Origin of the sequence: Chitinimonas sp. JJ19 (assembly GCF_036961565.1) — a bacterium.
Lineage (GTDB): Bacteria > Pseudomonadota > Gammaproteobacteria > Burkholderiales > Chitinimonadaceae > Chitinimonas.
The window spans coordinates 201,875-225,625 of sequence record NZ_JBAMDD010000002.1 but is presented as its reverse complement, the minus strand read 5'-3'; the positions used below and the strand labels follow the sequence as shown (position 1 = coordinate 225,625).

Genomic DNA, 23,751 nt, shown 5'->3' with positions numbered 1-23,751 from the left:
TTTTGCCGTGTAACTCCGGTAAACTCGCGGATTGCCTTACCCGCCCAGTTAGAGCCCGGCCATGAGCTACCATCCTGTCGACCCGAACAATCTGATACGCATACGGGGTGCCCGCACCCATAACCTGAAGAATGTGAATCTGGATCTGCCGCGTCACCAACTGGTGGTGATTACCGGCTTGTCTGGCTCGGGCAAGTCGTCGCTGGCCTTTGATACGCTCTATGCGGAAGGGCAGCGGCGCTATGTGGAAAGCCTGTCGGCCTATGCCCGGCAGTTTCTGCAATTGATGGAAAAGCCGGATGTGGACCTGATCGAGGGGCTGTCGCCAGCGATCTCCATCGAGCAGAAGGCGACCAGCCACAATCCCCGTTCCACAGTGGGCACGGTGACCGAGATACATGACTACCTGCGTCTGTTGTATGCGCGGGTGGGTACGCCTTATTGCCCCGATCACAACCAGGCGCTGGAATCGCAGACTGTGAGCCAGATGGTGGACCATGTGCTAGCGCTACCCGAGGACACCAAGCTGATGATCATGGCGCCAGTGATCATGGGCAAGAAGGGTGAGAACCTGGACCTGTTCGACGAGCTGCGCGCCCAGGGCTTTGTACGGGTGCGGGTGGATGGCGAAGTGCATGAGATTGATGCCATACCCAAGCTGGACAAGAACAAGAAGCACACCATCGAGGTGGTGGTGGACAGGCTGAAGGTGCGGGCAGACCTGAAGCAGCGGCTGGCCGAGAGCTTTGAGACGGCGCTGCGCCATGCTGACGGCCGTGCCATTGCGGTGGAGATGGACAGCAACAAGGAACACTGGTTTTCGGCCAAATTTGCCTGCCCGGTCTGCAGCTACAGCCTGCCTGAGCTGGAGCCGCGCCTGTTCTCGTTCAACAACCCCATGGGCGCCTGCCCCAAGTGCGACGGCCTTGGGTCCATCCAGTTCTTCGACCAAAAGCGGGTGGTGGCCTTGCCTCACCTTAGCCTGGCGGCTGGCGCCATCAAGGGCTGGGACAAGCGCAATCAGTTCTATTTCCAGATGCTGCAGGCGCTGGCCGAGCACTATGGTTTTGATGTCGATGCGGAGTGGGATGCCCTGACGGCAGAAGTGCAGAAGGTGGTGCTGCATGGTTCGGGCAAGGAAGAGATACGCTTTATCTACCTGAACGAGCGGGGTACCAAGTTCGAGCGGGCGCACCCCTTCGAGGGCATCATCCCCAATCTGGAACGGCGCTACCGCGAGACCGATTCGGTCGCGGTGCGCGAGGAATTGTCGAAGTACCTGAACAACCAGCCTTGCCCCAGCTGCCATGGCGCCCGCCTGCGGTTGGAGGCACGGCATGTGCGCATTGCCGACAAGAATGTATTCGAGATCAGCCAACTGGCCTTGCGTGATTCCAGCAGGTTCTTTGCAGAGCTGACCCTGCAGGGCAACAAGGCGCAGATTGCCGAGAAGATCGTCAAGGAAATCGGTGACCGGCTGGGCTTCCTGGTCAATGTGGGGCTGGATTACCTCAGCCTGGATCGCTCGGCCGATACGCTGTCGGGCGGCGAGGCCCAGCGCATACGGCTGGCATCGCAGATAGGTTCGGGCCTGACTGGCGTCATGTATGTGCTGGATGAGCCTTCCATCGGCCTGCACCAACGCGATAACGACCGCCTGCTGGGCACGCTGATGCGCCTGCGCGACCTGGGTAATAGCGTGATCGTGGTGGAGCATGATGAGGATGCCATACGGGCTGCCGACTGCCTGGTGGATATGGGGCCGGGGGCTGGTGAGCACGGCGGCCAGGTGTTGGGGGTGGGCAGGCCGGAGGAAATCATGGCCAACCCGGATTCCATCACCGGCCAGTTTCTCTCTGGCGTGCGCAAGATCGCGGTGCCCACACAGCGGCGTCAGCCGCAGCCAGACCGTTGGCTGACCTTGAAAGGCGCCCGTGGCAACAACCTCAAGGGCGTGAACCTGGCCTTGCCGTTGGGCATGATGGTCTGCATCACCGGGGTGTCTGGCTCGGGTAAATCCACACTGATCAACGACACCCTGTATGCCGCTGCGGCCCGCGCCATCTATGGCAGCAACGAAGAGCCGGCGGCGCACGACGAGATAGTGGGGCTGAATCAGTTCGACAAGGTCATCAATGTGGACCAGTCGCCCATAGGCCGCACGCCGCGTTCCAACCCGGCGACCTATACCGGCCTGTTTACCCCCATACGCGATCTGTACGCTGGCGTGCCGATGTCGCGCGAGCGCGGTTACGGACCGGGGCGTTTCTCCTTCAACGTCAAGGGTGGCCGGTGCGAGGCCTGCCAGGGTGACGGCGTGATCAAGGTGGAAATGCACTTCCTGCCGGATGTGTATGTGCCCTGCGATGTCTGCCACGGCAAGCGCTACAACCGCGAGACGCTGGAAGTGCAGTACAAGGGCAAGAACATCACCGAGGTGCTGGAGATGACGGTGGAACAGGCGCGCGAATTCTTCGATGCCGTGCCCAGCATAGCCCGCAAGCTGCAGACCCTGATGGACGTGGGCTTGAGCTATATCCGGCTGGGGCAGAGCGCCACTACGCTGTCTGGGGGCGAGGCACAGCGGGTCAAGCTGGCCTTGGAGCTGTCCAAGCGCGATACCGGCCGCACGCTCTATATCCTGGATGAACCGACTACCGGCCTGCATTTCCATGATATCGACCTGTTGCTGACGGTGTTGCAGCGCCTGACCGAGCATGGCAACACGGTGGTGGTGATCGAGCACAACCTGGATGTGATCAAGGTGGCCGACTGGCTGGTAGACCTGGGCCCCGAGGGCGGGGCAGGTGGCGGCCAGATCATTGCAACCGGTACGCCCGAGGATGTGGCGGCCAACCCGGCCAGCCATACCGGCCACTATCTGAAAAAGCTGCTGGGCTGATCCCATGCCGGCGCCCCCCGGCTGTATCTATACAGCGGGGGCTGCGCTGCCTAAAGTGGCGCCGAATGCAGCACCCAATTCAGCGCCTATCGAATTGCTGTCGCGACCGGCTCAACAGGCCGGTCGTTTTCCTATCCCGTACAGGAATCGCCATGAACGCCTCCAGCCAGAATCCCGTCGTTGCCCGTATTGCTGCCCTGCGTAGCGCCATGCTGGCGCAAGGCCTTGCGGCCTATATCGTGCCCTCGGCCGACCCTCATCTGTCCGAGTACCTGCCGGGGCGTTGGCAGGGCAGGCGTTGGCTGACGGGTTTCCGTGGCTCGGTGGGCACGCTGGTGGTGACCGCCGATTTTTCCGGGCTGTGGGTGGATAGTCGCTACTGGACCCAAGCCGAGGCCGAGCTGGCGGGGTCGGGGATTGCGCTGATGAAGATTGCGGTGGCCAGTAGCCAGGCACATCTCGATTGGCTGGCGGGCAATGTGGCGGCGGGCGCCAGCGTGGGCGTCGATGGCGCCGTGCTGGGCCTGGCGGCAGCCCGTGCGCTGCAAGCTGCGCTGGATGCCCAGGGTATCGTGCTGCGCACTGAGTTGGACCTGCTGGAAGCGGTCTGGACCGATCGGCCCAGCCTGCCCGATGCCGCGATTTACCAGCATGAAGCCCCTTATGCCACGGTGAGCCGGGTCGACAAGCTCGCCCTGCTGCGTGGTGAGATGCAGCGCTTGGGCGCCGACTGGCACTTTGTCTCTACCCTTGATGACCTGGCCTGGCTGCTGAACCTGCGTGGGGCCGATGTGAACTACAACCCGGTGTTCGTCGGCCATGCCTTGATAGGCCAGCATGGCGCCACCCTGTTTGTGGCGGCCGGCAAGGTCGATGCGGCCCTGGCCGCCAAGCTGGCCGTGGATGGCGTGCAGGTGGCAGCTTATGCCGAGGCCGCCGCTGCCCTGGCGGCGCTGCCAGCAACCGCCAGTCTATTGATCGACCCGCGCCGCATCACGCTGGGCCTGCGCCAGGCCGTGCCGGCAGGTGTCAGGGTGATCGAGGCCATCAACCCCTCCACCTTTGCCAAGTCGCGCAAGAGCGAAGCCGAGGCCGGGTTTGTGCGCCAGGCCATGGAGCAGGACGGTGCTGCGCTGTGCGAGTTCTTCAGCTGGCTGGAGGGGGCGCTGGGGCGTGAGCGGGTGACCGAGCTGACCATAGACGAGCAGATCACCGCTGCGCGCCAGCGTCGTGCCGGTTTTGTCTGCCCGAGTTTTGCCACCATTGCCGGCTTCAACGGCAACGGCGCCATGCCGCATTACCGCGCTACCCGCGAAAGCCACGCCGCGATAGAGGGTGACGGCCTGCTGCTGATCGACTCCGGCGGCCAGTACCTGGGCGGCACCACTGATATCACTCGGGTGGTGGCGGTGGGCCAGGTCAGCCCGGCGCAGCAGCGGGATTTCACCCTGGTGCTTAAGGGCATGATTGCGCTGTCGATGGCGCGTTTCCCGCAAGGTACCCGCAGCCCGTTGCTGGATGCGCTGGCAAGGGCGCCCATCTGGGCGGCCAATATCGATTTCGGCCATGGCACCGGCCATGGTGTGGGTTACTTCCTCAATGTGCACGAGGGGCCGCAGTCCATCTCGCCCCATAGCCCGCCCGAGCCGCATACCGCCATGGAGTTGGGCATGATCACCTCCAATGAACCGGGTATCTACCGGCCGGGCCAGTGGGGTGTGCGTATCGAGAACCTGCTGCTGAATGTATCGGCCGGCGGTGGCAAGTTTGGCGAGTTCCTGGCCTTCGAGACGCTGACCCTGTGCCCTATCGACACCCGTTGTGTGGACAAGGCGCTGCTGCGTGCCGATGAACTGGCCTGGCTAAATGACTACCACGCCACCGTGCGCAACCGTTTGCTGCCACTGGTGGATGGTGCAGCGCGCGACTGGTTGCTGCAGCGTACCGAGGCAATCTGACACAGCTTGGGGGGTGATCTAGACTGGGTGCATGCCCAATGGAGACTCCCCATCCATGTACCAATGCCTGCTGGCCCTGTGCTTGCTTTGTGCCGCGCAGGCCGAGACCCTGGAGGTGGGGGCGTTTTCCGTCGCACCCTGGATCATTGCCACTGGTAACGACAAGGTGAGTGGGGCGCTGGTGGATTTCTACAACCAGGACGTGGCACCCCGTGCCGGTGTGACCTTGCGCTGGCATGGCGCGGTCACAGTCAGCCGGCTGGTGGAGGATCTGCGGTTGGGCAAGCTGCAGTTCTCCCCCATCCTGACCCGTACCCCGGAGCGCCTGCAGCAGCTACGATTCGGTAGTACCTTGGTCACCCGTTTCGAGCCTTGCCTGGCGGTGCTGCCATCATCGCCGCTCAAGCAGCTGAACCGGCCGGAGGATCTGGACGGCTTTACCATAGGCTGGACCGTGGGCGGCAAAAGCCCGGATTTTCTCGATAAGCCCAGCATCAATATGGACAGGACCGGGGTGCCCGAGTGGGAGCTGGCCAACCTGGGCAAGCTGCGGCTGGGCCGCATCGATGCGGCGTATTTTTCTAATCCCCTGACACCGCTTTTTTTCCGGCCCATTGCCTCGGTGCAGTATCGCCTGGTGAAAATACCGGTACCGCCGATCGCGCTCTACCCTGTCTATCCGCCGGACACCGACCCGGCACTGGTGGCACGGATGGATAAGGCTATCGCCAAGGCTTTGTCCGAGGGGCGGCTGGAGCGGCATCTGAGTAACTATCTGCCGACGGAGTAATATCTGGGCCAAGTTGCTGCTTGCGGTTTTGTTCCCGCCGTTGGGCCAATCGTGGGTCCTGTTCGGAATCACTCGCCTATTCCACGTCCCGGTTCTAAGATTGCGGCCGTTCATGACCGCTATCGAGAGCTGTAACCATGCAAAACCCGTTTGCCAATCTACGTTGGGGGCGCTGGCTGTTAGGCCTGCTGCTGCTGGCTGGGCTATTACTGGCCGGCTATCTCTGGGTGGTGACCAGCTGGAGCTATGCTGAGGGCGAGCGGGCAGGCTATGTGCGGAAGCTGTCCAAGCAGGGCTGGATCTGCAAGACCTGGGAGGGCGAGCTGGCCATGATCAATATCCCAGGTACCTTGACCGAGAAATTCACCTTTACCGTGCATGATGAAAAGCTGGTGCAGGCCATCAATGACAGCATGGACCAGAAGGTGACGCTCTACTATGAGCAGCATGTCGGGGTGCCGACCACCTGTTTTGGCGAGACCATGTATTACGTGACGCGGGTGCGTACGCTGGAGCGATAGCGCGGGCGCCTGGGCCGCACTGGATATTGGGTGCTTCGCCAGCAGGGACGCTGCTGGTGGCGTGGGCGACCATGGATAGGCGCAGCCACAAACGACAACGCCCTCCGGCATGGGAGGGCGTGGTTTTTACTTCGGCGCGGCAGCTTACTTCTTGCGGATGATCAGCTCGAGTATGCGGTCGGCCAGGTCGGATGGCGTGCCGCCGCCTTCCGGGCGATACCACATGATGGTCCAGTGCAGGCCGCCCAGCAGCACCTTGCGCAGCAGGCGGGTGTCTTCGTGCACCAGGCCGGCAGCGGCGGCTTCGTCCAGCACCTGTTGCCAGTCGCGCTCGTAGCTGTCGCGCAGCTTGATCAGCTCGGCGCGGGCCTTGTCCGACAGGCTGGGCCATTCGTACAGCAGTACCGACAGCGCGCCCTTGTCATCGCCTAGCAGCGTGTCGAGGTGGACACGGCAGACGGTGCGCAGTTTATCCATCGGCGTCTTGGCCTGGCCCAGTGCTTCTTCCAGGCGATCGGTCAGATCGCCTATGCCGGCAGCCATCACGGCGACCAGCATCTCTTCCTTGGTGCGGAAGTGATAGAACAGGCTGCCCGATTGCATGCCTACCGCCTGGGCCAGGTCACGCACGGTGGTGCGCTCATAACCTTGCTCCTTGAACAGCCGGCTGGCGGCTGCGATCAATTCGGCCCGTCGTGTCTTCTCTTCTTGTGTGGTCATGATGCTTTTCTAGTAGGTGCTGATGTGTCCAGACGATGCGGTATTTTATACGTAATCGTCCGGTCAAGCGCACGCTTGTCATCGGGCATTCCTACGGCATATGCGGGGCGGCCTGCTACCATGTAGCAAAATCAGAGCTACCCCGGAGGTCTACCCATGCGTCCAGCCTTGTTTGCCGCCCTGTTGTGCGGCCTGGCCACCGCTGCCGAAGTCGAATCATTTTCACCACAAGGTGCGGTACGTAACATCCGCCAGGCCAAGGCCATATTCAGCGATGCCATGGTGCGGTTTGGCGATCCACGCCTGCCCGACCCATTCAGTATTGCGTGTGGTGATGAGCAAGGCACAGGCCGCTGGATAGACGACAAGACCTGGGTCTATGACTTTGTGCGTGACCTGCCTGACGGCAAGCAATGCCAGTTCTCGCTCAAGCCGGGGACCAAGACCCTGAAGGGCGAGGCCTTGGCAGCCGTGCGCTATGACTTCAGCACCGGCGGGCCTGAACCGGGTGGCCGCTATGGCCGTACCTGGCCCAGCAGCGGTGATTGGGTGGCCGACAACCAGGTCTTTATCATTCCCTTTGATGTCGCCCCTACGCCGCAAAGCCTGCTGGCCAAGACCCGCTGTGAAGTTGCCGGCCTGCGCGAGCGCCTGCCTGTGGTGGTGCTGGCTGCGGCAGAGCGGGACAAGTTGTTCAAGGCGGTATTCGGCGCGCCAGCGGGCTGGCCCGACAATGGCGTGGCGCTGCGCTGCCAGCGCCCCTTGCCGGCGGATACAGCCATCAAGCTGGTGTTTGATGCCGGTCTTGCCACCGCAAACGGCTTGAGCCTGCGCGAGCCCATGAGCTTTGACTATCAGGTGCGCCCGCACTTTACCGCGACGCTGACCTGCGAGCGCACCCGTGCGACAGCAGGCTGTGTGCCGCTCAGTCCGATCGAGCTGTATTTCAGCGCTTCGGTCAGCGCGACTACGGCCCGTGCCATTGTATTGAGCAGCAGCGACGGCAAGCAGCGCTGGGCCGCCGAGCCCATCATCAACGAACCCGGCACGCTGGAGGACGAAGACGGCAAGCGTATGGAGCCGGTGCAGGGGGTGCGTTTCAAGCCCTTGTTCCCCGAAAGCGCCACTCTGCGCCTGAGCCTGCCGGCCAATCTGCGCGATGAGTTCAATCGGCCTTTGTCCAATGCCAAGGAGTTTCCGCTGGCCGTCAAACTCGACAGCTTCCCGCCACTGGCCAAGTTCGCGGCCAGCTTCGGCATTGTTGAGCGCTCGGTAGGGGCGCTGCCGGTGACGGTGCGCAATGTCGGCGAGGCAGCGCGCGCCAACGAGCCGGCTGCGGCGGGTGTGCTGGACAAGATCGTGGACCTGGCCAAGGCCGCCACCGGGAATGCTGCGCCCAACCAGGCCAGCCTGGGCTTGGTGTACCGGCAACTGACGCTGACCCGCGAGGCAGACATACTCAATTGGTACCTGCGCCTGCGCCGTGGTGCCAATGGCAGCGACAACCAGGACTACCGGGCAGCCTCGCTGCTCAAGGGGGTGGCCGATGTGAAGCGCTATCGCCTGCCGGCACCCAATGATGACAAGGCCGCCGAAGTGATAGGCATACCGCTGCCGCAATCGGGCCTGACTATCGTGGAAGTGGAGAGTACCCGCCTGGGGCAGCGCCTGTTGCAGCCGGTGGCGCCCATGCAGATAGCGGCAGGCGGCCTGGTGACCAATCTGGGCGTGCACTTCCGCCGTGGTTTCGATGATGCCCTGGTGTGGGTGACCACGCTGGACAAGGGCTGGCTGGTCAATGCGGCCAGTGTCAGCCTGCTCGATTGCAAGGGCAAGCTGCTGGCCAGCGGCAAGACCGACAAGCAGGGCGTATGGCGCCATGCCCAGCCGCTGCCGGGTTCACGCTATGACTGCCCTGTCTATGCCTTTGCCCGCCTGGGTGATGATGTCAGCTTTGTCTCATCGGACTGGGACCAAGGCATTGAGTCGTGGCGCTTTGGCCTGAACACGGAATACGACCGTGACTATCGCCGTACCTTTCATGCGGTGTTTGATCGCGGCCTCTATCGCGCCGGCGAAACGGTTGCCATCAAGGTGTTTGCCCGCGAGAAGACGGCGGGTGGCTTTGGTTGGTTGGCCGATGCCAAGCTGCCCAACCAGATCAAGCTGACACACCGTGGTTCGGACGACAGCGTGGTGCTACCGGTGAGCTGGAAGAACGGTGCCGCTACCCTGAGCTGGACGGTGCCGGAAGCGGCCAAGCTGGGCAGCTACGATGTGGTGATGGAGCGTAAGCGGGGCGAGCAGGTGGATAGCCTGGGCTCGGCCGGGGATTTCAATGTGGCGGAGTTCCGGGTGCCGTTGATGCGGGGCGCCCTGAAGTTGCCGGCCCATGCGGTGGCCAGCGACAAGGTCAATGCCGTGGCCCAGGTGCAATACCTGGCCGGCGGCCCTGCTGCGGGCGAAAAGGTGAAGTTGCGGGCATCGGTTGCGCCCATGGGCGGACGCAGCCTCGATGATTTCGAGGGTTTTTATTTCTCGCGCGGCGATGTATCGCCTGAAGTGCTGGGCCTGGCTGGCGAAGGAGAGGGCGGCGAGCAGGTGCTGAGCGTGCTGGACGCCACCCTGGATAAGGCGGGCGGTGCCAGCCTGGCGCTGAGTGGCTGGGCCATGCCCACGCGGCCGATGTGGCTGCGTGCAGAACTGGAATACCGTGACCCCAATGGCGAGGTACAGACGGCGGCCAATGCCACTGCGCTGTGGCCTGCGGCTTTGCAGCCTGGGCTTAAGGTAGAGGAAATGGGGGCCAACGGCACGCCCATGCAGCTGGCCCTGGCCAGCCTGGTGGGTAAGCCATTGGCTGGACGGCCGGTGAAGGCGGAGGCCTGGTTGCGGCAGGTGTTCAGCCACCGCAAGCGTCTGGTGGGGGGCTTCTACAGCTATGAGAGCACTACCCGCTACAAGGCGCTGGGCGAGCTGTGCAGTGGTCGGACCGATGCGCGTGGCCGTATGCCCTGCCTGTTGCCGGCCAAGCATGTAGGCGAGATCGTGGTGCGGGTAGCCGCCCAGGACGATGCGGGCAAGACGGCCTACACCTATGACGAGGTGTATGCCTACGGTGATGGGACGAGCTGGTCGGGTGGTAGTGACAGCGACCGCATTGACCTGATTGCCGACAAGAAAACCTATGAGCCGGGCGAAACGGCCACGCTGCGGGTGCAGATGCCGTTCCGCGAGGCGACGGCGCTGATTGCGGTTGAGCGGGAATCGGTGCTGGAGTGGCGCACCCAGAACCTGACTGCAGCCAACCCGGTGGTCAAGGTGCCGTTGAGAGCCAGCCATGGCCCCAATGTCTATGTCTCGGTGCTGGTGGTGCGCGGCCGGCTGATGGACCCCGCCGCCACGGCCATGGTTGACCTGGCCAAGCCGGCTTACAAGCTGGGCATCATCAAGCTGCCGGTGGGTATCAAGGGCTACAAGCTGGATGTGAAGGTGACGGCCGACAAGGCGCTGTACCAGGTCCGCGACAAGGCGATGGTGCGTATTGCGGTGAAGACGCCGGATGGCAAGCCAGCGGCCAAGGGCGCAGAGGTTGCCCTGGCGGCGGTGGATGAGGGTCTGCTGGCGCTGCGCGCCAATGATTCCTGGAAACTGCTGGAAGCCATGCTGGGTGAGCGGCCCTATGGCCTGAACACGGCGACAGCCCAGGGGCAGGTCATAGGCAAGCGCCACTATGGGCGCAAGGCCGTGGCTGCCGGCGGTGGCGGTGGCCGTAACGGCACTCGTGAGCTGTTCGATACGCTGCTGCTGTGGAAGGCCAGGGTGGTACTCGATGCCAAGGGTGAAGCCATGGTAGAGGTGCCGCTGAATGATTCGCTGACCAGCTTCCGCATTGTTGCCGTAGCCAATGCGGGTGCCGACCGGTTTGGCACAGGCTCGACCAGCATACGTGCCAGCAAGGATGTGATGCTGTTCTCCGGCCTGGCGCGTAGTGTGCGCCAGGGCGATCGCTTTGAAGCAGGTTTCACGGTGCGCAATACCACCAGCCAGGCACTCAAGCTGGTGGTCCGGCCCAAGGTGCAGGGCTTGGCGGCGCTGGCACCACAGCAGGTGGAACTGGCGGGCGGCGCCGCGCAGGAGCTGCTGTGGCCGGTTACGGTGCCGGGCGATGCCAATGAATTGAAGTGGACGGTGGAGGTGGCTGGCGACAGCGGCAAGCTGTACGACACCATCAGCCAGCCGCAGGCGGTGCTGGAAGCCGTGCCGGTGCGGGTGTTGCAAGCAACCCTGGCGCAGCTGACACCTGATTACAGCCTGCCGGTAGCGCGGCCTGCCGATGCCCTGCCGGGCCGTGGCGGCCTGGAGGTGACCTTGTCGCCCAGCTTGGCTGCAGCGCTGGACGGGGTGGAAGGCTATTTCCGGCGCTACCCCTATACCTGCCTGGAGCAGCAGACTTCCCGCGCCTTTGGCCTGAATGACCAGGCCGGCTGGCAGGCGGTAGTCGGCCAGTTGGATGCCTATCTCGATAGCGATGGGCTGGCGATGTACTTCCCTGGACTGTCGCGTGGCAGCCCTGTGTTGACCGCGCACTTGCTGACCCTGTCGGCCGAAAGCGGCTGGGCCTTGCCGGATGCTGGCCGGGAACGCATGAAATCCGCCCTGACCGCGTATGTGCAGGGGCGGTTGGCGATTACGCCTTCGGGCAGCAACAGTACCAACCGTGCGGCTTACAAGCTCGATGCCATTGCGGCGTTGGCACGCCACGGCGCGGCCCGCCCGGCCATGCTAGATGGCCTGGTGCTGGAGCCCAATCGCTGGTCTACCGCTACCTTGCTGGACTGGATGGCGGTGCTGGACAAGGTGACCGACCTGCCGCAGCGGGCCGAGCGTATCAAGGAGGCCAGGCAGATACTGAATGCCCGCCTGGATTTGTCCGGCACCACCCTGAATTTCTCGGGGACGGAACGCTGGGAAGGCTGGTGGATGATGGACAGCCAGGATGCCGATGCAGCGCGCATCCTGATTGCCGCGCTGGATCGCAAGGATAAGCAGGCCGATCTGGGCCGTATCGCCCGTGGTCTGGTAGGACGGCAACAGCGGGGCCACTGGGATACCACGGTCGCCAATGTCTGGGGGACGCTGGCACTACGGCGTTTTGCTGCCGAAGTGGAGGCTGGGCAGCCCACGGGCCGCACGGTGGCCAAGCTGGTTGGCGAGCAAAGCCTGGATTGGGACAAGTCGACCAAGGGCGGCAGTCTCAAGCTGGCCTGGCCAGATAAGTCTGGCAGCCTAGGTTTGAATCACCAGGGCAGCGGCAAGCCCTGGGCCGTGATACAGGCCCGCGCGGCCCTGCCACTGAAGGCGCCGCTGGCGTCGGGCTATCGGGTGGAGAAGCAGTGGACTGCAGTGGAGGCGCGCGGCAAGGGTCAGGCCAGGGGTGATGTCTGGCGCGTGCGCCTGACCATACACGCCCAGGCTGATATGAGCTGGGTTGCCATCAACGACCCGATACCGGCCGGTGCGCAACTGCTGGGCCGTGGTTTTGCCACTGATTCGAAGTTGCTGGCAAGCAACGAGGAAAGCTCGGGTGCCGGGCCGACCTTCGAGGAGAAGGGCGAAACCGCCTACAAGGCCTATTACGAGTGGCTGCCCAAGGGTAGCCATACGGTGGAATACACGGTGCGACTGAACACCCGTGGCGACTTTGCCCTGCCGCCTACGCGGGTCGAAGCGCTGTACGCGCCAGAAAGATTTGGCGAGATTCCCAACCCTGCCCTCAAGATAGAGTGAGTTACTGCCGATTAACCCTATGTGAGTAATGCCAGAATCTGGCTTACAATTCGTAAACAGGATTAATAAAGCGCCGGAACACAATGACAACACGCATGTTTTTGCTTGCCATGATGGTGTTGGGACTCTCCGGTTGTGAGCGCCTGACCGAGCTGGCCAACCAGGCCAAGCTCAATGGCCGGGCAATCGGTGCGGCCTGCCGGCATTCCGGTCGGGCGCTGGAGGACTGCTTCCAGCGCAACGTTCGTGTCTCAAAAGCCGATATTTTTGCCGGCTGGAAAGAGATGAACGAATATATGACCAAGAACAAGCTCGATGTCATCACGCCACCCCCCGACCAGCCGCCCAAAGGGCCGGTGACCTCGGTGGAGATAGGCGGGGGCACCGAGCCTGCGGATGAGGCGGCGAGCGAAACCAGCTCGACCCCTGTCACCGAGAAGCCGGCGGCGGCAACGACTGCTGCCGGCGCTTGAACAACACCGTATCAACCACTTGGTGTCGCATGATCGCCACGCTGAAGCAAATCCCGTTGTTCTACGGACTCTCCGATGAGGAGCTGTCCCATATCGAGGCATCCGCCGCTGCCAAGACCTACCCCAAGGGCGCCATCATCATCAACGAGGGGGACGCCGGCAGCTCGATGTTCCTGTTGATGCAGGGGCGGCTCAAGGTGTTCGTTAGCGACTCCAACGGCAAGGAATACGTGCTGGCCGTACTGGGGCCGGGCGAGTATGTGGGTGAACTGGCCCTGCTGGATGACGAGCCGCGCACGGCATCGGTGGAGACAGAGGAGCAGAGCACCTTCCTGGTGATCCAGAAGGAGGATTTCCTGGCGCTGCTGCACAACCATCCCAATATCCAGTTCAAGGTGCTGGTCAGTCTGGTCCGGCGTACCCGGCAATTGACCGAGGCAGTCAAGAACCTGGCGCTGAAGGATGTCTATAGCCGCGTCAGGTTGCTGTTTGAAGACCTGGCGGTGGAGCTGGAGGGCGTGCTGCAGATCGAGGGCCATATGACCCAGCAGGCCATTGCCGACCGGGTGGGCTCATCCCGCGAGATGGTGGCCCGTATCATGAAGGAGCTGGTGTTTGGCGGTTATGTGCGTATCGAGAACCGCCGGCTCATCATCCTGCAGAAGCTGCCAGAGGCATTCTGACCAGCCTGGCTGCCACGACAGCAGAAAAGACCAGCTCCGGCTGGTCTTTTTTTGCGTCAGGGCGAGGTGTGCAGCATTCAGCTTTGGTTCACTGCACCCGGCGCATAGTGCGTTCCATACCCCAACGTAAGGAGCACGCCATGAAACACCTTGCCCTCATCAGCCTGATTGCAACCAGCTTCGTGGCTGCCCACGCAGACAGCTTTAACGATACGGCCCGTGTGAAGAGTGTGGAGCCGCAATACGAGCGTTACAGCACGCCGCGCAAGGAGTGCAGCAGCGAATGGGTGACCGAGACCCGTCGCGTTGGTGGCGAGCGTCAGTATGGTGGCGCGGTGGTGGGCGGTATTGCCGGTGCGGTGATCGGCAACCAGGTAGGCAAGGGCCATGGCCGCGAGGCCGCGACCGCCCTGGGTGCCGTGGTCGGTGCGCTGGCCGGTGACCGTATCGATAACCGTGACAACCATGAGCGGTACGAGGAAGTCCCGCGCGAGATCAAGCGTTGCCGCACGGTGGAGGACTGGGAGAGCCGTATTACCGGCTACCGCGTCAACTACGAGTACCGTGGCCAGCAATACACCACCTTTACCCGCGACAATCCCGGCAAGACGATGTCTGTGCGAGTCTCGGTCGAACCGCTTGAGCCGTAATACAATACCGGGAACCCCCTGACAGGACACGCCATGATGAAACCCTATGCCTTGCTGTGCAGCCTGCTGCTAGCCTTCTCCCTGCCCGCCTGGGCCGATGTCAGCCGTGATGATGCCGCTGCCGCTGCGCAGCGCCAGAGCGGGGGGCGGGTCTTGTCGGTAGAGAAGGGCGAGCGTGACGGCAAGGCTGCCTGGCGCGTCAAGGTGGTGACGGCGCAAGGCGAAGTGAAGATCATCTATATCGACGTGGCCAGCGGCCGCACTTTGTGAGCAGACCATGCGCCTGTTGTTGATTGAAGACGAGACTGCCCTGCGGCAGAGCCTGAAGAAGCAGCTGGAAGCGGATGGCTACCGGGTGGATGAGGCGGCCGACGGCGAGGACGGCTTGTTCCAGGCCAGTGAATACCCCATAGACCTGGCCATCGTCGACCTGGGCCTGCCGCGCATGAACGGCCTGACTGTGGTGGAGAAGCTGCGCGCTGATGGCAGCACGCTGCCCATCCTGATACTGACCGCCCGTGGCAGTTGGCAGGACAAGGTCAAGGGCTTGGAGGCCGGTGCCGACGATTATCTGGTCAAGCCCTTCGAGTACCCGGAACTTGCGGCGCGGGTGAAAGCCTTGCTGCGCCGTGCCCTCAAGGCGACCTCGGATGTGCTGACCATAGGCCCGCTGTCGCTGGATTTTTCGGCCCAGCAGGCCAGCCTGGGTGACACGCCCATCGAACTGACCACCTTTGAATACCGCGTGCTGGAACTGCTGGTGCGTGAGCGGGCGCGGGTGGTGAGCAAGCAGGAGCTGTCCGATTATCTCTACCCGCACGATGAAGACCGCGACAGCAATGTGCTGGAGGTGTTGATAGGCCGGCTGCGCCGCAAGCTGGACCCGGACGGCAGCCTGGCACCGATAGAGACCTTGCGCGGACGTGGTTACCGCTTCGTCCTGGCATGACAACTAACCCGGCAGCGCCACCCGCTGTACGTCCGGCGGGCTCAATCCGTACCCGCTTGATACTGGGGGCTGCCGTGGTGCTGGTGGCTTTTCTGGTGGGGGCGGGCTGGGCGCTGGAGCGGGCACACGCCGACAGCGTGCGGCTGGCCCGCTACGACAGGCTGCAATCGACTATCTACCTGTTGCTGGCCCGTGCCGAGCTGGACCCTGATGGCGGCCTGATCATGCCTTATTCGCTGCCAGAGCCGCGCCTGGCACTGCCCTCGTCCGGCCTGTACGCCAATATCGCCAACCCCAATCACCGCGAAGAGTGGCAGTCGCCTTCCACCCTGGGGCTGTCGCCGCCTTTTCCGCGCCGGCTGGATGCGGGCGAGTGGCGTTATGAGGAACTGGAGCGTGGCAACAAGACCTATCTGGCGGCAGCCTATGGCGTGAAGTGGTCCGAAGGGCCGCGTGCCATGCCGCTGACCTTCTCGGTGCTGGAAGACACGGTGGCATTCCGCCGCGAACTGGCGAGCTTCCGCCGTACCCTGTGGACCTGGCTTGGTGGTGCCGGCGTGCTGCTGCTGCTGGCGCAGACCCTGCTGCTGGGCTGGGGCCTGGCACCGCTGCGGCGGGTGGCCAGAGAGATACGCCGGGTTGAAACCGGTGAGCAGGCCAGGGTGGAGGGGCGTTACCCGGCCGAGATCGCTGGCCTGACCGGCAACCTGAACACCCTGATCGAACAGGAACGCGCCCGGCAGACCCGCTACAAGGATGCACTGGGAGATCTAGCCCATAGCCTCAAGACCCCTTTGGCGGTATTGCGCGGCGCGCTGAACGAGCCGGCAGAGCTGGCGCAGACGGTGAGCCAGCAGGTGGCGCGTATGGATGGCATCGTCCAGCACCAACTGGGGCGTGCAGCCGCCAGCGGTGCGGCCCGGTTTGCGCCGCCGCTGCTGTTGCTGCCGGTATTCCAGCGGGTGGTGGATTCCCTGGCCAAGGTGTATGCCGACCGCCAGCTGCAATATGCCGTGGCATGCCCGGCCAAGCTCAGCTGGCGGCTGGATGAGGGTGACGCCTTCGAGGTGTTCGGCAATCTGCTGGACAATGCGGCCAAATGGGCCAAGGGCCGCGTGCGGGTGACGGCCGAGCAACAGGGCAACAAGCTGACCGTACGCATAGAGGATGACGGCCCCGGCTTCAGCGATGCGGATGCGGCCCTGCAACGTGGCGTGCGGCTGGATGAGCAGGTGCCTGGTCATGGCATAGGCCTGACCGTGGTGGCGGACATCGTTGCTGCCCATGGTGGGCAACTGACGCTGGGACGTGGCGAGTGGGGTGGCGGACTGGTCGAGATCGTCTTGCAATCGACCTAGGTGGCCGCTGGCACCATAATCTGGCCAGTTATCCGTGGAAAACCGCCATGAAGCAGCGCATACGTCTGTACCAGCAACCGGCCGGCGGCTGGGGCGCCCTCAAGAGTTCCTTGCAGCATTTGCGCGAGCAGCAGGTGGCAGGCTTGGGCCTGCCTACGCTGTTGCGCACCAACCAGCCCGATGGCTTTGATTGCCCAGGCTGTGCCTGGCCGGACAAGCAGCACCATTCCACCTTCGAGTTCTGCGAAAACGGCGTCAAGGCCGTGGCGGCCGAGGCGACTAGCCGGCGGCTGACGGCAGACTACCTGGGCCAGCACAGTGTCAGCCGCCTGGCCGAGCTGGATGACCATGCCCTGGAGGCCTTGGGCCGGCTGACCGAGCCCTTGCGCTACGATGCAGACACCGATTGCTACCTGCCGGTCAGCTGGGATGCGGCCTTTGCCCTGATAGGCCGCCATCTGCAGGCACTGGCCAGCCCGCATGAGGCGGCTTTCTATACCTCGGGCCGTACCTCCAACGAGGCGGCTTTCCTATACCAGCTGTTTGTGCGGGAGTTCGGTACCAACAACCTGCCGGATTGTTCCAATATGTGCCACGAGCCGTCGGGTGTGGCCATGGGCGAGCAGTTGGGCATAGGCAAGGGTACGGTCACGCTCGATGACTTTGAGCTGGCCGAGGCCATCTTTATCTTTGGGCAGAACCCCGGCACCAACCATCCCCGCATGCTGGAGACGTTGCGTGATGCGGCTCGCCGGGGCTGTCGCATTGTGGTGTTCAACCCCCTGCGCGAACGGGGGCTGGAGCGATTTACCCATCCGCAGGACGCCTGGCAGATGTTGAGCGGCGGCAGTACCGAGATTGCCAGCGCCTACTATCCCCTGCGCATAGGGGGCGACCTGGCAGCCGTGAAAGGCATGCTCAAGGCCTTGCTGGAGCAGGGCTACGGTGACCAGGCCTTTATTACCGACCATACCAGCGGCCATGCCGAGCTGGTGCGCGATATCACCGACACCAGCTGGCCGGCACTGGTGGAAGAATCCGGCCTGAGCGAGCAGCAGCTGCGCGAGGCGGCCGCCATCTATGCCGGCAGCCGCGCCACCATCTGCACCTGGGGCATGGGGATTACCCAGCACAAGCATTCGGTGGCCACCATACAGATGATAGGCAACCTGCTGCTGCTGGGGGGCCATGTGGGGCGGCCAGGTGCGGGCGCTTGCCCGGTGCGTGGGCATTCCAATGTGCAGGGTGACCGCACCATGGGGATCAACGAAAAGCCGACGGCGGCCTTTTTGGACAGGCTGGGGCAGGCCTTTGGCTTTGCCCCGCCACGTGCGCCAGGTTACGACGTGGTGGGCAGCATAGAGGCCATGCTGGCCGGCAAGGTGAAGGTGTTCCTGGCACTGGGGGGTAATTTCGCCGCTGCCACCCCGGATACGGCCTTGACCTGGCAGGCCCTGCGGCAATGCGACTTGACTGTGCATATCACCACCAAGCTCAACCGCTCCCACCTGGTGCATGGCCGCGAGGCGCTGATACTGCCTTGCCTGGGCCGCACCGAGATTGATCTGCAGGCCAGCGGCCCTCAGGCGGTGACAGTGGAGGACTCCATGAGCATGGTGCATGCCTCGCAGGGCATGAACCCACCTGCCAGCCCACAGTTGTTGGCTGAGCCCATGATTGTGGCCCGCATGGCAGTTGCCACCCTGCCGCAGAGCAAGACCCCCTGGCTGTGGCTGGTGCAGGACTACAGTCGGATACGCGACAAGATAGCCGAAGTGGTCGAGGGCTTTGCCGGCTTCAACCAACGGGTGCAGGCGCCGGGCGGCTTCTACCTGGGCAATAGTGCCCGTGAGCAGCGCTGGCGCACCGACGGTGGGCGGGCGCGGTTCATGGTGCATGCCTTGCCAGTTCGCCCGGCGGAGCCCACTGGCGAGACATTGTTCACGCTGATGACCGTACGGGCGCACGATCAGTACAACACCACCATCTACGGCCTGGATGATCGCTACCGGGGTGTCAGCGGGCATCGCCGGGTCTGCTTTATCAACCGTAACGATATGCAGCGCCTGCAGCTGCAAGCCGGACAGTGGGTGGACATTACCTCGGTCTGGCATGACGGTGAACGGGTGGCCAAGCGCTTTTTGCTGGTGGAATACGACATCCCGTCCGGCTGCCTGGCCAGCTATTTTCCGGAGACCAATACCCTGCTGCCGCTCGGCAGCTATGCCGACCGTGCCCGCACGCCGACGGCCAAATCCATCCGGGTGCGGCTGAGCCCGAGCGAGGCAGCCTGATGGCAGATGAAGAGGCGATGACGCTGGCCTTGCTGCAGCTGTTGCTGGAAGAGGATGGGCTATCCATCCACAAGGCCTGCAAGCGCCTGGGCTTGAGCCTGAGCGAACTCAAGCGCCTGTTGGCTGGCCTGGGTGACAGCCCGCAGCTGCAGGGGTTGGACCTGGTACGCAGCACCGAGGAGCGTGGCCGCTTGCGCCTGTGGCTGACAGACAAGGCGCGTGCGCTATGCCAGACCTGAACCAAGGTTGGGGCGATGTCCAGGCGCTGCAACTGCGAGGTGACGGCCGTGAGAGCGTGGCCGAGCAACTGGCTGAGGAGGTGCCGGTAGCGCTGGTCTACAACGGCTTGTCGCATGCGGTGATGATGGCCAGCCCGCTGGACCTGGCGGATTTTGCCCTGGGTTTCAGCCTGAGCGAGGGCATCGCTGACAAGCCGGCGGATATCCGTGCGGTGGAGATCGTGCCCGAAACCGACGGCCTGAGCCTGCAGATTGCCCTGGCCCAGGCCTGCTTCTGGCGCTTGAAAGCGCGGCGACGCCAACTGACCGGCCGAACCGGCTGCGGCTTGTGCGGGGCGGAGGCACTGAGCACCGCCATACGTCCGATTGCCCGTGTAGGAGGGGGCTTGCGCATGACGGCGGCCCAGTTGCACGCCGGCTTGCGGCAGTTGGCCAGCCTGCAGCCACTGAACCAGCGGACGGGGAGCGTACACGCGGCGGCACTGCTGGATACCAGTGGTGGACTGCTGGTGCGCGAGGACGTAGGCCGCCATAACGCGCTGGACAAGCTGATAGGCGCAATGCACCGGCAGACCCACCCTGGCGGGGCGGTGCTGCTGACGTCCAGGGCTTCTTATGAGCTGGTACACAAGGCGGCCAGCGCTGGCCTGGAGCTGGTGGTGGCGATCTCTGCCCCTACCGCCATGGCGGTGCAACTGGCCGGGGAGGCGGGTATCACCCTGGTGGGGTTTGCCCGTGAGGACAGGATGACGGTCTATACCCACCCTGAGCGCCTGCCTTGAGCGGCGCTAAGTCGCCGTCTTGGCGGGCTGGGGGCTACCCCAGGGCGTCAGCCAGCGTTCGGCGATCAGTACCCCGCCCAGTATCAATATGCCACCCAGCAGGTGGTGCAGGGCCAGGGCCTCGTGCAACGCCGCAGCAGCGATCAGGGCAGTGAAGAGTGGCAGCAGGTTGAAGAACAGGGCCGTGCGGCTGGGCCCCAGCCTCGCCACACCGTGCATCCAGGCCAGGGCGGCCAGCATGGAGGCAAATACGGCGGCAAATACGATCATGGGGATATTGGTGGCGGTCAGCCCGGTCTTGGGCGAAGCCAGGTACAGCGGCAGCAGGCCCACAATGGCAACCAGGATCTGGATATACAGCATCTGCAGCGGCGGCAGCTTGAGCTGCCATTTTTTCAGCAGCACGCTGTAGATGGCGTAGGCCAGGGTGGCGACCAGCATCATGGCGTCGCCACGGCCTATGCCATGAGACAGCAGGGTATCGGGCCGGCCATTGCTGATGACCAGCAGCACGCCTAGCAGCGAAACCACGGCACCGGCCAGGGCGCCCAGGGTCAGCTGCTGGCCCAGCATGGCGATGGACAGTGCCAATGCCATCAAGGGCATCAGCGACAGGATGATGCCCATATTGGTGGCGGTGGTAAGGTGGGCGGCGTAGTAGGCCAGGCTCTGATAGGTGGCCATGCCCAGTATGCCCAGCACCACCAGCTTGCCCAGGTGGGGGCGGATGGCGGGCCAGTTGCGCAGTACCGGGCGCAGCATGAAGGGGGTAAACAGCAGGCCGGCCAGCAGCCAGCGGTAGAAACCGATCTCGGCCGGGTAGATGGCTCCGGCGGCCAGCTTGTTGACGACAGTATTGCCGGCCCAGATCAGTACGGCCAGCAGGGGAAAAGCGTATTGCAGCATGGTAAGGCTCCTTCTATGCCGATATTGTCGCCTTGTCTGTCAGGGTGGATATAATGAATTTAAGACAAGCCATTCAGCAGGACAGACGTAATGAGCCGCCAGTATCTGCAGGTGCCGGATTTTGCTGAGTTGCCCGCAGCGGTTTACTTTCGCCATGATGAGTTCGGCGCCGATACCCACTCCGCCCCCCATAGCCATGCCTGGGGCCAGCTCAACTATGTGGCCCACGGGGTGATGCAGCTGGAGATTGCGGGCCGCCGCTTTCTCTCGCCTCCCCAGTACGCGGTCTGGATACCGCCAAATGCCCTGCATAGCTGCTACAACCGCTACGCTGTGGTCTACCGCTCGGTCTACCTGGCGCTGCCTCATTGCGTGGGCCTGCCCGAGCAGGCCTGTACTCTGATGATCAGCCCCATACTGAAGGCGATACTGGCCGATTTTGCCGAGCGCGATGTGAAGGTGCCGGTAGACGATGCCGACCTGCGGCTGGCCCAGGTGCTGGTAGACCAGTTGGCATTGGCGCGGTGCGAGGTGCGCTACCTGCCGTTTGCCGAAACGCCGGCGCTGGCGGCTGTGCTGGATGGCCTGCAGGCCGAGCCCGGCGATAACCGCTCATTGGCCGAATGGGCCCGCCAGGTGCATGCCACCGAGCGTACCCTGGCCCGGCATTGCCAGCGTGAGCTGGGCATGAGCTTGGGCGAATGGCGCCAGCGCCTGCGCTTTCTGCGGGCTATTGAGGCGCTGGAGGCCGGCCGCACCATACAGCAGATCGCATTCGATCTCGGCTACAGCACGGCTTCGGCCTTTATCGCCATGTTTCAGCGGTTGGCGGGGACGACGCCGGAGCAGTATCGGCGAGGGTTTCAACGGGGGTGATGAGGTGCTGTGATGACATTTAGTCCGCGATTCCGTTGAGCGGCTGTTGCTTCCATCTTGCGTATGACAGCGCGGCAATCAGCTTGTGCAGCATGCTTCTCTCGTCTGGATGGAGTTGCCCCAAGGCTAGCAAAGGCAACAGATGCGTCAGTGCTTGATCAACTTCTTCTGGCGAGAAGGATTGGTCTTCGAACAGGTTGGAAATGCGGTGCAGAAAGAAGGAGTCCACTCGAGACAAGAGTCGCGATATCGCGGGAAGCTCGTTGAACTCGATGCCGCCCACGATGACTGATGCCCCTTTGGGCTTGTTGCTCGTGCCTACGACAAGGTCGAATGCCATTGCTGGATCCTGATGTTTGATATGAGTGCTCGCAGCAGCACGTAGGACAATGGCTTGGGCGCTGCTGCAGGTTTACGTTGCATGAGCTCTGTAGAACCTGACGGCCATGCTACCCAGGTTGCCGTACTGGACGGTAATGGGTGTATCAAGGGGGACTGGCCAGGCGCCGGCATAGGCGCCGGTGATGATGGCTTCGCCGGCCTTCAGGCCATGCCCGCGGCTGCGTAGCCACTCTACCAGCCAATATAGGGGGGCCAAGGGGCTGCCGGCGGGGTGCTGGCCGGCATGGGCTTGCGGCGTGGCGTCGCCTACCTGTAGTTGCAGGGCCAGGGTACTGGCCTGATAGGCGCTTGCCAAGGGTAGGGCGGGGCCAAGCAGCAGGCCTTGGTTGAACAGGCCGTCGGCCAGTTGGTCCAGGTAGCTGGCGCCGCTGTCGGCGGTGTAGCGGGTGCCTATCAGCTCCAGCGCCAGGTGGGCGCTGCCGATGGCAGTGTCGATTTCGGCAGGGCCGTAGGGCTGGCTGCGGGCGGGCAGATCGGTGGCCAGTATAAAGGCCAGTTCGGCTTCTATCTTGAGCTGGCCTTGCTCGGCCCAGACGGGGCAGGGGGATGTCTGGTGTCGGCTGCTGCCCAGGATGGGGGCGACCACCAGCTTGTGCTCGCTGGGCATGCCGCATTTCCAGCCGCCCAGGGTATCGCCCAGCTCGGCAACCACGCCTGCCTGGATGGCGAGGGCGGTGTCGATGTCGCTGGGGCGGCAAGCTGCTGGCAGCACGCTGCCTTGGTGGCCGTGGCGACGGCGTTGAGCCAGCAGTTGTACAGCGGTGCGTAGGGGGGATTGAGGCATGCTGGGCTCCGTTGCGGCTATCTGGTGCGTGTGAGGATAGCCTGCCGTTCGGGCACCAGGGTAAGCGAGCCGGAGAGCGGCAGCAGAAAAAGCAAAAGGACATCCGAAGATGTCCTTTTGCTTGCCGTAGTGGCGTCCCCACGGGGATTCGAACCCCGGTAGTCACCGTGAAAGGGTGGTGTCCTAGGCCTCTAGACGATGGGGACTATGGCCGTTTGATTTGCCGGCGAACCGACGCATCGTATTTCTTGGTGGAGGTAAACGGGATCGAACCGATGACCTCTTGCATGCCATGCAAGCGCTCTCCCAGCTGAGCTATACCCCCAAGTTACTGCTGCTTACTGCTTTATACCGCATGCAACGCTGGCGTTGCGATCAGAAAGAACCTGGTGGATCAATCTGATCATGCCAACCTGGCTAACTAACGCCAAGCTGGTTTAGCTGGCGTCCCCACGGGGATTCGAACCCCGGTAGTCACCGTGAAAGGGTGGTGTCCTAGGCCTCTAGACGATGGGGACTTTGGCCGTTTGATCTGCTGGCGTACCAGCACATCGTATTCTTTGGTGGAGGTAAACGGGATCGAACCGATGACCTCTTGCATGCCATGCAAGCGCTCTCCCAGCTGAGCTATACCCCCACTTCTGGGCTTCGCTACGGTGTTGCCTGCAGCGAAG

At 63.3% G+C, this 23,751-nt stretch carries 19 protein-coding genes and 4 tRNA genes; 15 read left to right on the top strand and 8 right to left on the bottom strand.

Features of this window, described 5'->3' with window-relative positions:
• The first annotated feature begins 61 nt into the window (after positions 1–61).
• The 4 genes from uvrA to V7714_RS03495 all read left to right on the top strand — a co-directional run bounded on the left by uvrA (position 62) and on the right by V7714_RS03495 (position 6,171).
• The gene (gene uvrA, locus V7714_RS03510; protein WP_335388168.1) at positions 62–2,902 is read left to right on the top strand and encodes an excinuclease ABC subunit UvrA; all 2,841 of its coding nucleotides are present in this window, start codon (positions 62–64) and stop codon (positions 2,900–2,902) included.
• A 152-nt stretch (positions 2,903–3,054) separates the two neighbouring features.
• Entirely contained in the window at positions 3,055–4,860 is a 1,806-nt protein-coding gene (locus tag V7714_RS03505) for an aminopeptidase P family protein (protein WP_335388166.1), read from the top strand.
• Positions 4,861–4,915: 55 nt separating this feature from the next.
• Positions 4,916–5,650, top strand: a complete 735-nt coding sequence (locus V7714_RS03500; protein WP_335388164.1) for a substrate-binding periplasmic protein — start codon at positions 4,916–4,918, stop codon at positions 5,648–5,650.
• Between the two features lie 137 nt (positions 5,651–5,787).
• Positions 5,788–6,171 carry a hypothetical protein gene (locus tag V7714_RS03495; protein ID WP_335388162.1) on the top strand — a complete coding sequence of 128 codons (384 nt, stop codon included), beginning with the start codon at positions 5,788–5,790 and terminating at the stop codon, positions 6,169–6,171.
• Between the two features lie 144 nt (positions 6,172–6,315).
• Here the strand turns inward: V7714_RS03495 and V7714_RS03490 are convergent, their stop codons facing one another.
• Positions 6,316–6,891 (bottom strand): TetR/AcrR family transcriptional regulator, encoded by a 576-nt coding sequence (locus V7714_RS03490; protein WP_290332212.1) that lies wholly within the window; start codon positions 6,889–6,891, stop codon positions 6,316–6,318.
• A gap of 156 nt (positions 6,892–7,047) precedes the next feature.
• On the opposite strand from V7714_RS03490, the gene V7714_RS03485 reads away from it, so the two are divergent.
• From V7714_RS03485 to fdhD, 10 genes are all read left to right on the top strand, one after another.
• On the top strand, positions 7,048–12,681 hold the full coding sequence (locus tag V7714_RS03485; RefSeq protein ID WP_335388160.1) for an alpha-2-macroglobulin family protein: 5,634 nt from the start codon (positions 7,048–7,050) through the stop codon (positions 12,679–12,681).
• A 95-nt stretch (positions 12,682–12,776) separates the two neighbouring features.
• A complete protein-coding gene (locus tag V7714_RS03480; protein ID WP_290332210.1) occupies positions 12,777–13,154 on the top strand; it encodes a hypothetical protein in 378 nt (125 codons plus the stop codon).
• A gap of 29 nt (positions 13,155–13,183) precedes the next feature.
• The gene (locus tag V7714_RS03475; RefSeq protein ID WP_290332209.1) at positions 13,184–13,837 is read left to right on the top strand and encodes a Crp/Fnr family transcriptional regulator; all 654 of its coding nucleotides are present in this window, start codon (positions 13,184–13,186) and stop codon (positions 13,835–13,837) included.
• Positions 13,838–13,977: 140 nt separating this feature from the next.
• A complete protein-coding gene (locus V7714_RS03470; protein ID WP_335388157.1) occupies positions 13,978–14,487 on the top strand; it encodes a glycine zipper 2TM domain-containing protein in 510 nt (169 codons plus the stop codon).
• A 33-nt stretch (positions 14,488–14,520) separates the two neighbouring features.
• Positions 14,521–14,757 (top strand): PepSY domain-containing protein, encoded by a 237-nt coding sequence (locus tag V7714_RS03465; RefSeq protein WP_335388156.1) that lies wholly within the window; start codon positions 14,521–14,523, stop codon positions 14,755–14,757.
• 7 nt (positions 14,758–14,764) lie between these two features.
• Positions 14,765–15,436: a response regulator transcription factor gene (locus V7714_RS03460; RefSeq protein WP_335388154.1), complete on the top strand. Its 672-nt coding sequence runs from the start codon at positions 14,765–14,767 to the stop codon at positions 15,434–15,436.
• The gene (locus V7714_RS03455; protein WP_335388152.1) at positions 15,433–16,794 is read left to right on the top strand and encodes an ATP-binding protein; all 1,362 of its coding nucleotides are present in this window, start codon (positions 15,433–15,435) and stop codon (positions 16,792–16,794) included. Before V7714_RS03460 ends, V7714_RS03455 begins: the two co-directional genes overlap by 4 nt.
• A gap of 47 nt (positions 16,795–16,841) precedes the next feature.
• Positions 16,842–19,088 carry an FdhF/YdeP family oxidoreductase gene (locus V7714_RS03450; protein ID WP_335388150.1) on the top strand — a complete coding sequence of 749 codons (2,247 nt, stop codon included), beginning with the start codon at positions 16,842–16,844 and terminating at the stop codon, positions 19,086–19,088.
• Positions 19,088–19,327 (top strand): hypothetical protein, encoded by a 240-nt coding sequence (locus V7714_RS03445; RefSeq protein WP_335388148.1) that lies wholly within the window; start codon positions 19,088–19,090, stop codon positions 19,325–19,327. The genes V7714_RS03450 and V7714_RS03445 overlap by 1 nt, the downstream gene beginning before the upstream one ends.
• Positions 19,315–20,109: a formate dehydrogenase accessory sulfurtransferase FdhD gene (fdhD, locus tag V7714_RS03440; RefSeq protein ID WP_335388146.1), complete on the top strand. Its 795-nt coding sequence runs from the start codon at positions 19,315–19,317 to the stop codon at positions 20,107–20,109. The genes V7714_RS03445 and fdhD overlap by 13 nt, the downstream gene beginning before the upstream one ends.
• 6 nt (positions 20,110–20,115) lie before the next feature.
• On the opposite strand, the gene V7714_RS03435 is transcribed toward fdhD, so the two are convergent.
• The gene (locus V7714_RS03435) at positions 20,116–21,015 is read right to left on the bottom strand and encodes a DMT family transporter (protein WP_335388144.1); all 900 of its coding nucleotides are present in this window, start codon (positions 21,013–21,015) and stop codon (positions 20,116–20,118) included.
• A 90-nt stretch (positions 21,016–21,105) separates the two neighbouring features.
• On the opposite strand from V7714_RS03435, the gene V7714_RS03430 reads away from it, so the two are divergent.
• Entirely contained in the window at positions 21,106–21,891 is a 786-nt protein-coding gene (locus V7714_RS03430; protein ID WP_335388142.1) for an AraC family transcriptional regulator, read from the top strand.
• A 19-nt stretch (positions 21,892–21,910) separates the two neighbouring features.
• Here the strand turns inward: V7714_RS03430 and V7714_RS03425 are convergent, their stop codons facing one another.
• From V7714_RS03425 to V7714_RS03400, 6 genes are all read right to left on the bottom strand, one after another.
• The gene (locus V7714_RS03425) at positions 21,911–22,231 is read right to left on the bottom strand and encodes a hypothetical protein (RefSeq protein ID WP_335388140.1); all 321 of its coding nucleotides are present in this window, start codon (positions 22,229–22,231) and stop codon (positions 21,911–21,913) included.
• Positions 22,232–22,303: 72 nt separating this feature from the next.
• Positions 22,304–23,077: a fumarylacetoacetate hydrolase family protein gene (locus V7714_RS03420; RefSeq protein ID WP_335388138.1), complete on the bottom strand. Its 774-nt coding sequence runs from the start codon at positions 23,075–23,077 to the stop codon at positions 22,304–22,306.
• A gap of 130 nt (positions 23,078–23,207) precedes the next feature.
• Positions 23,208–23,283: transfer RNA gene (locus V7714_RS03415), tRNA-Glu, on the bottom strand.
• A 43-nt stretch (positions 23,284–23,326) separates the two neighbouring features.
• A tRNA-Ala gene (locus tag V7714_RS03410) sits at positions 23,327–23,402 on the bottom strand.
• A gap of 117 nt (positions 23,403–23,519) precedes the next feature.
• Positions 23,520–23,595 (bottom strand) — tRNA-Glu (locus V7714_RS03405).
• 43 nt (positions 23,596–23,638) lie between these two features.
• A tRNA-Ala gene (locus V7714_RS03400) sits at positions 23,639–23,714 on the bottom strand.
• Positions 23,715–23,751: the final 37 nt, after the last annotated feature.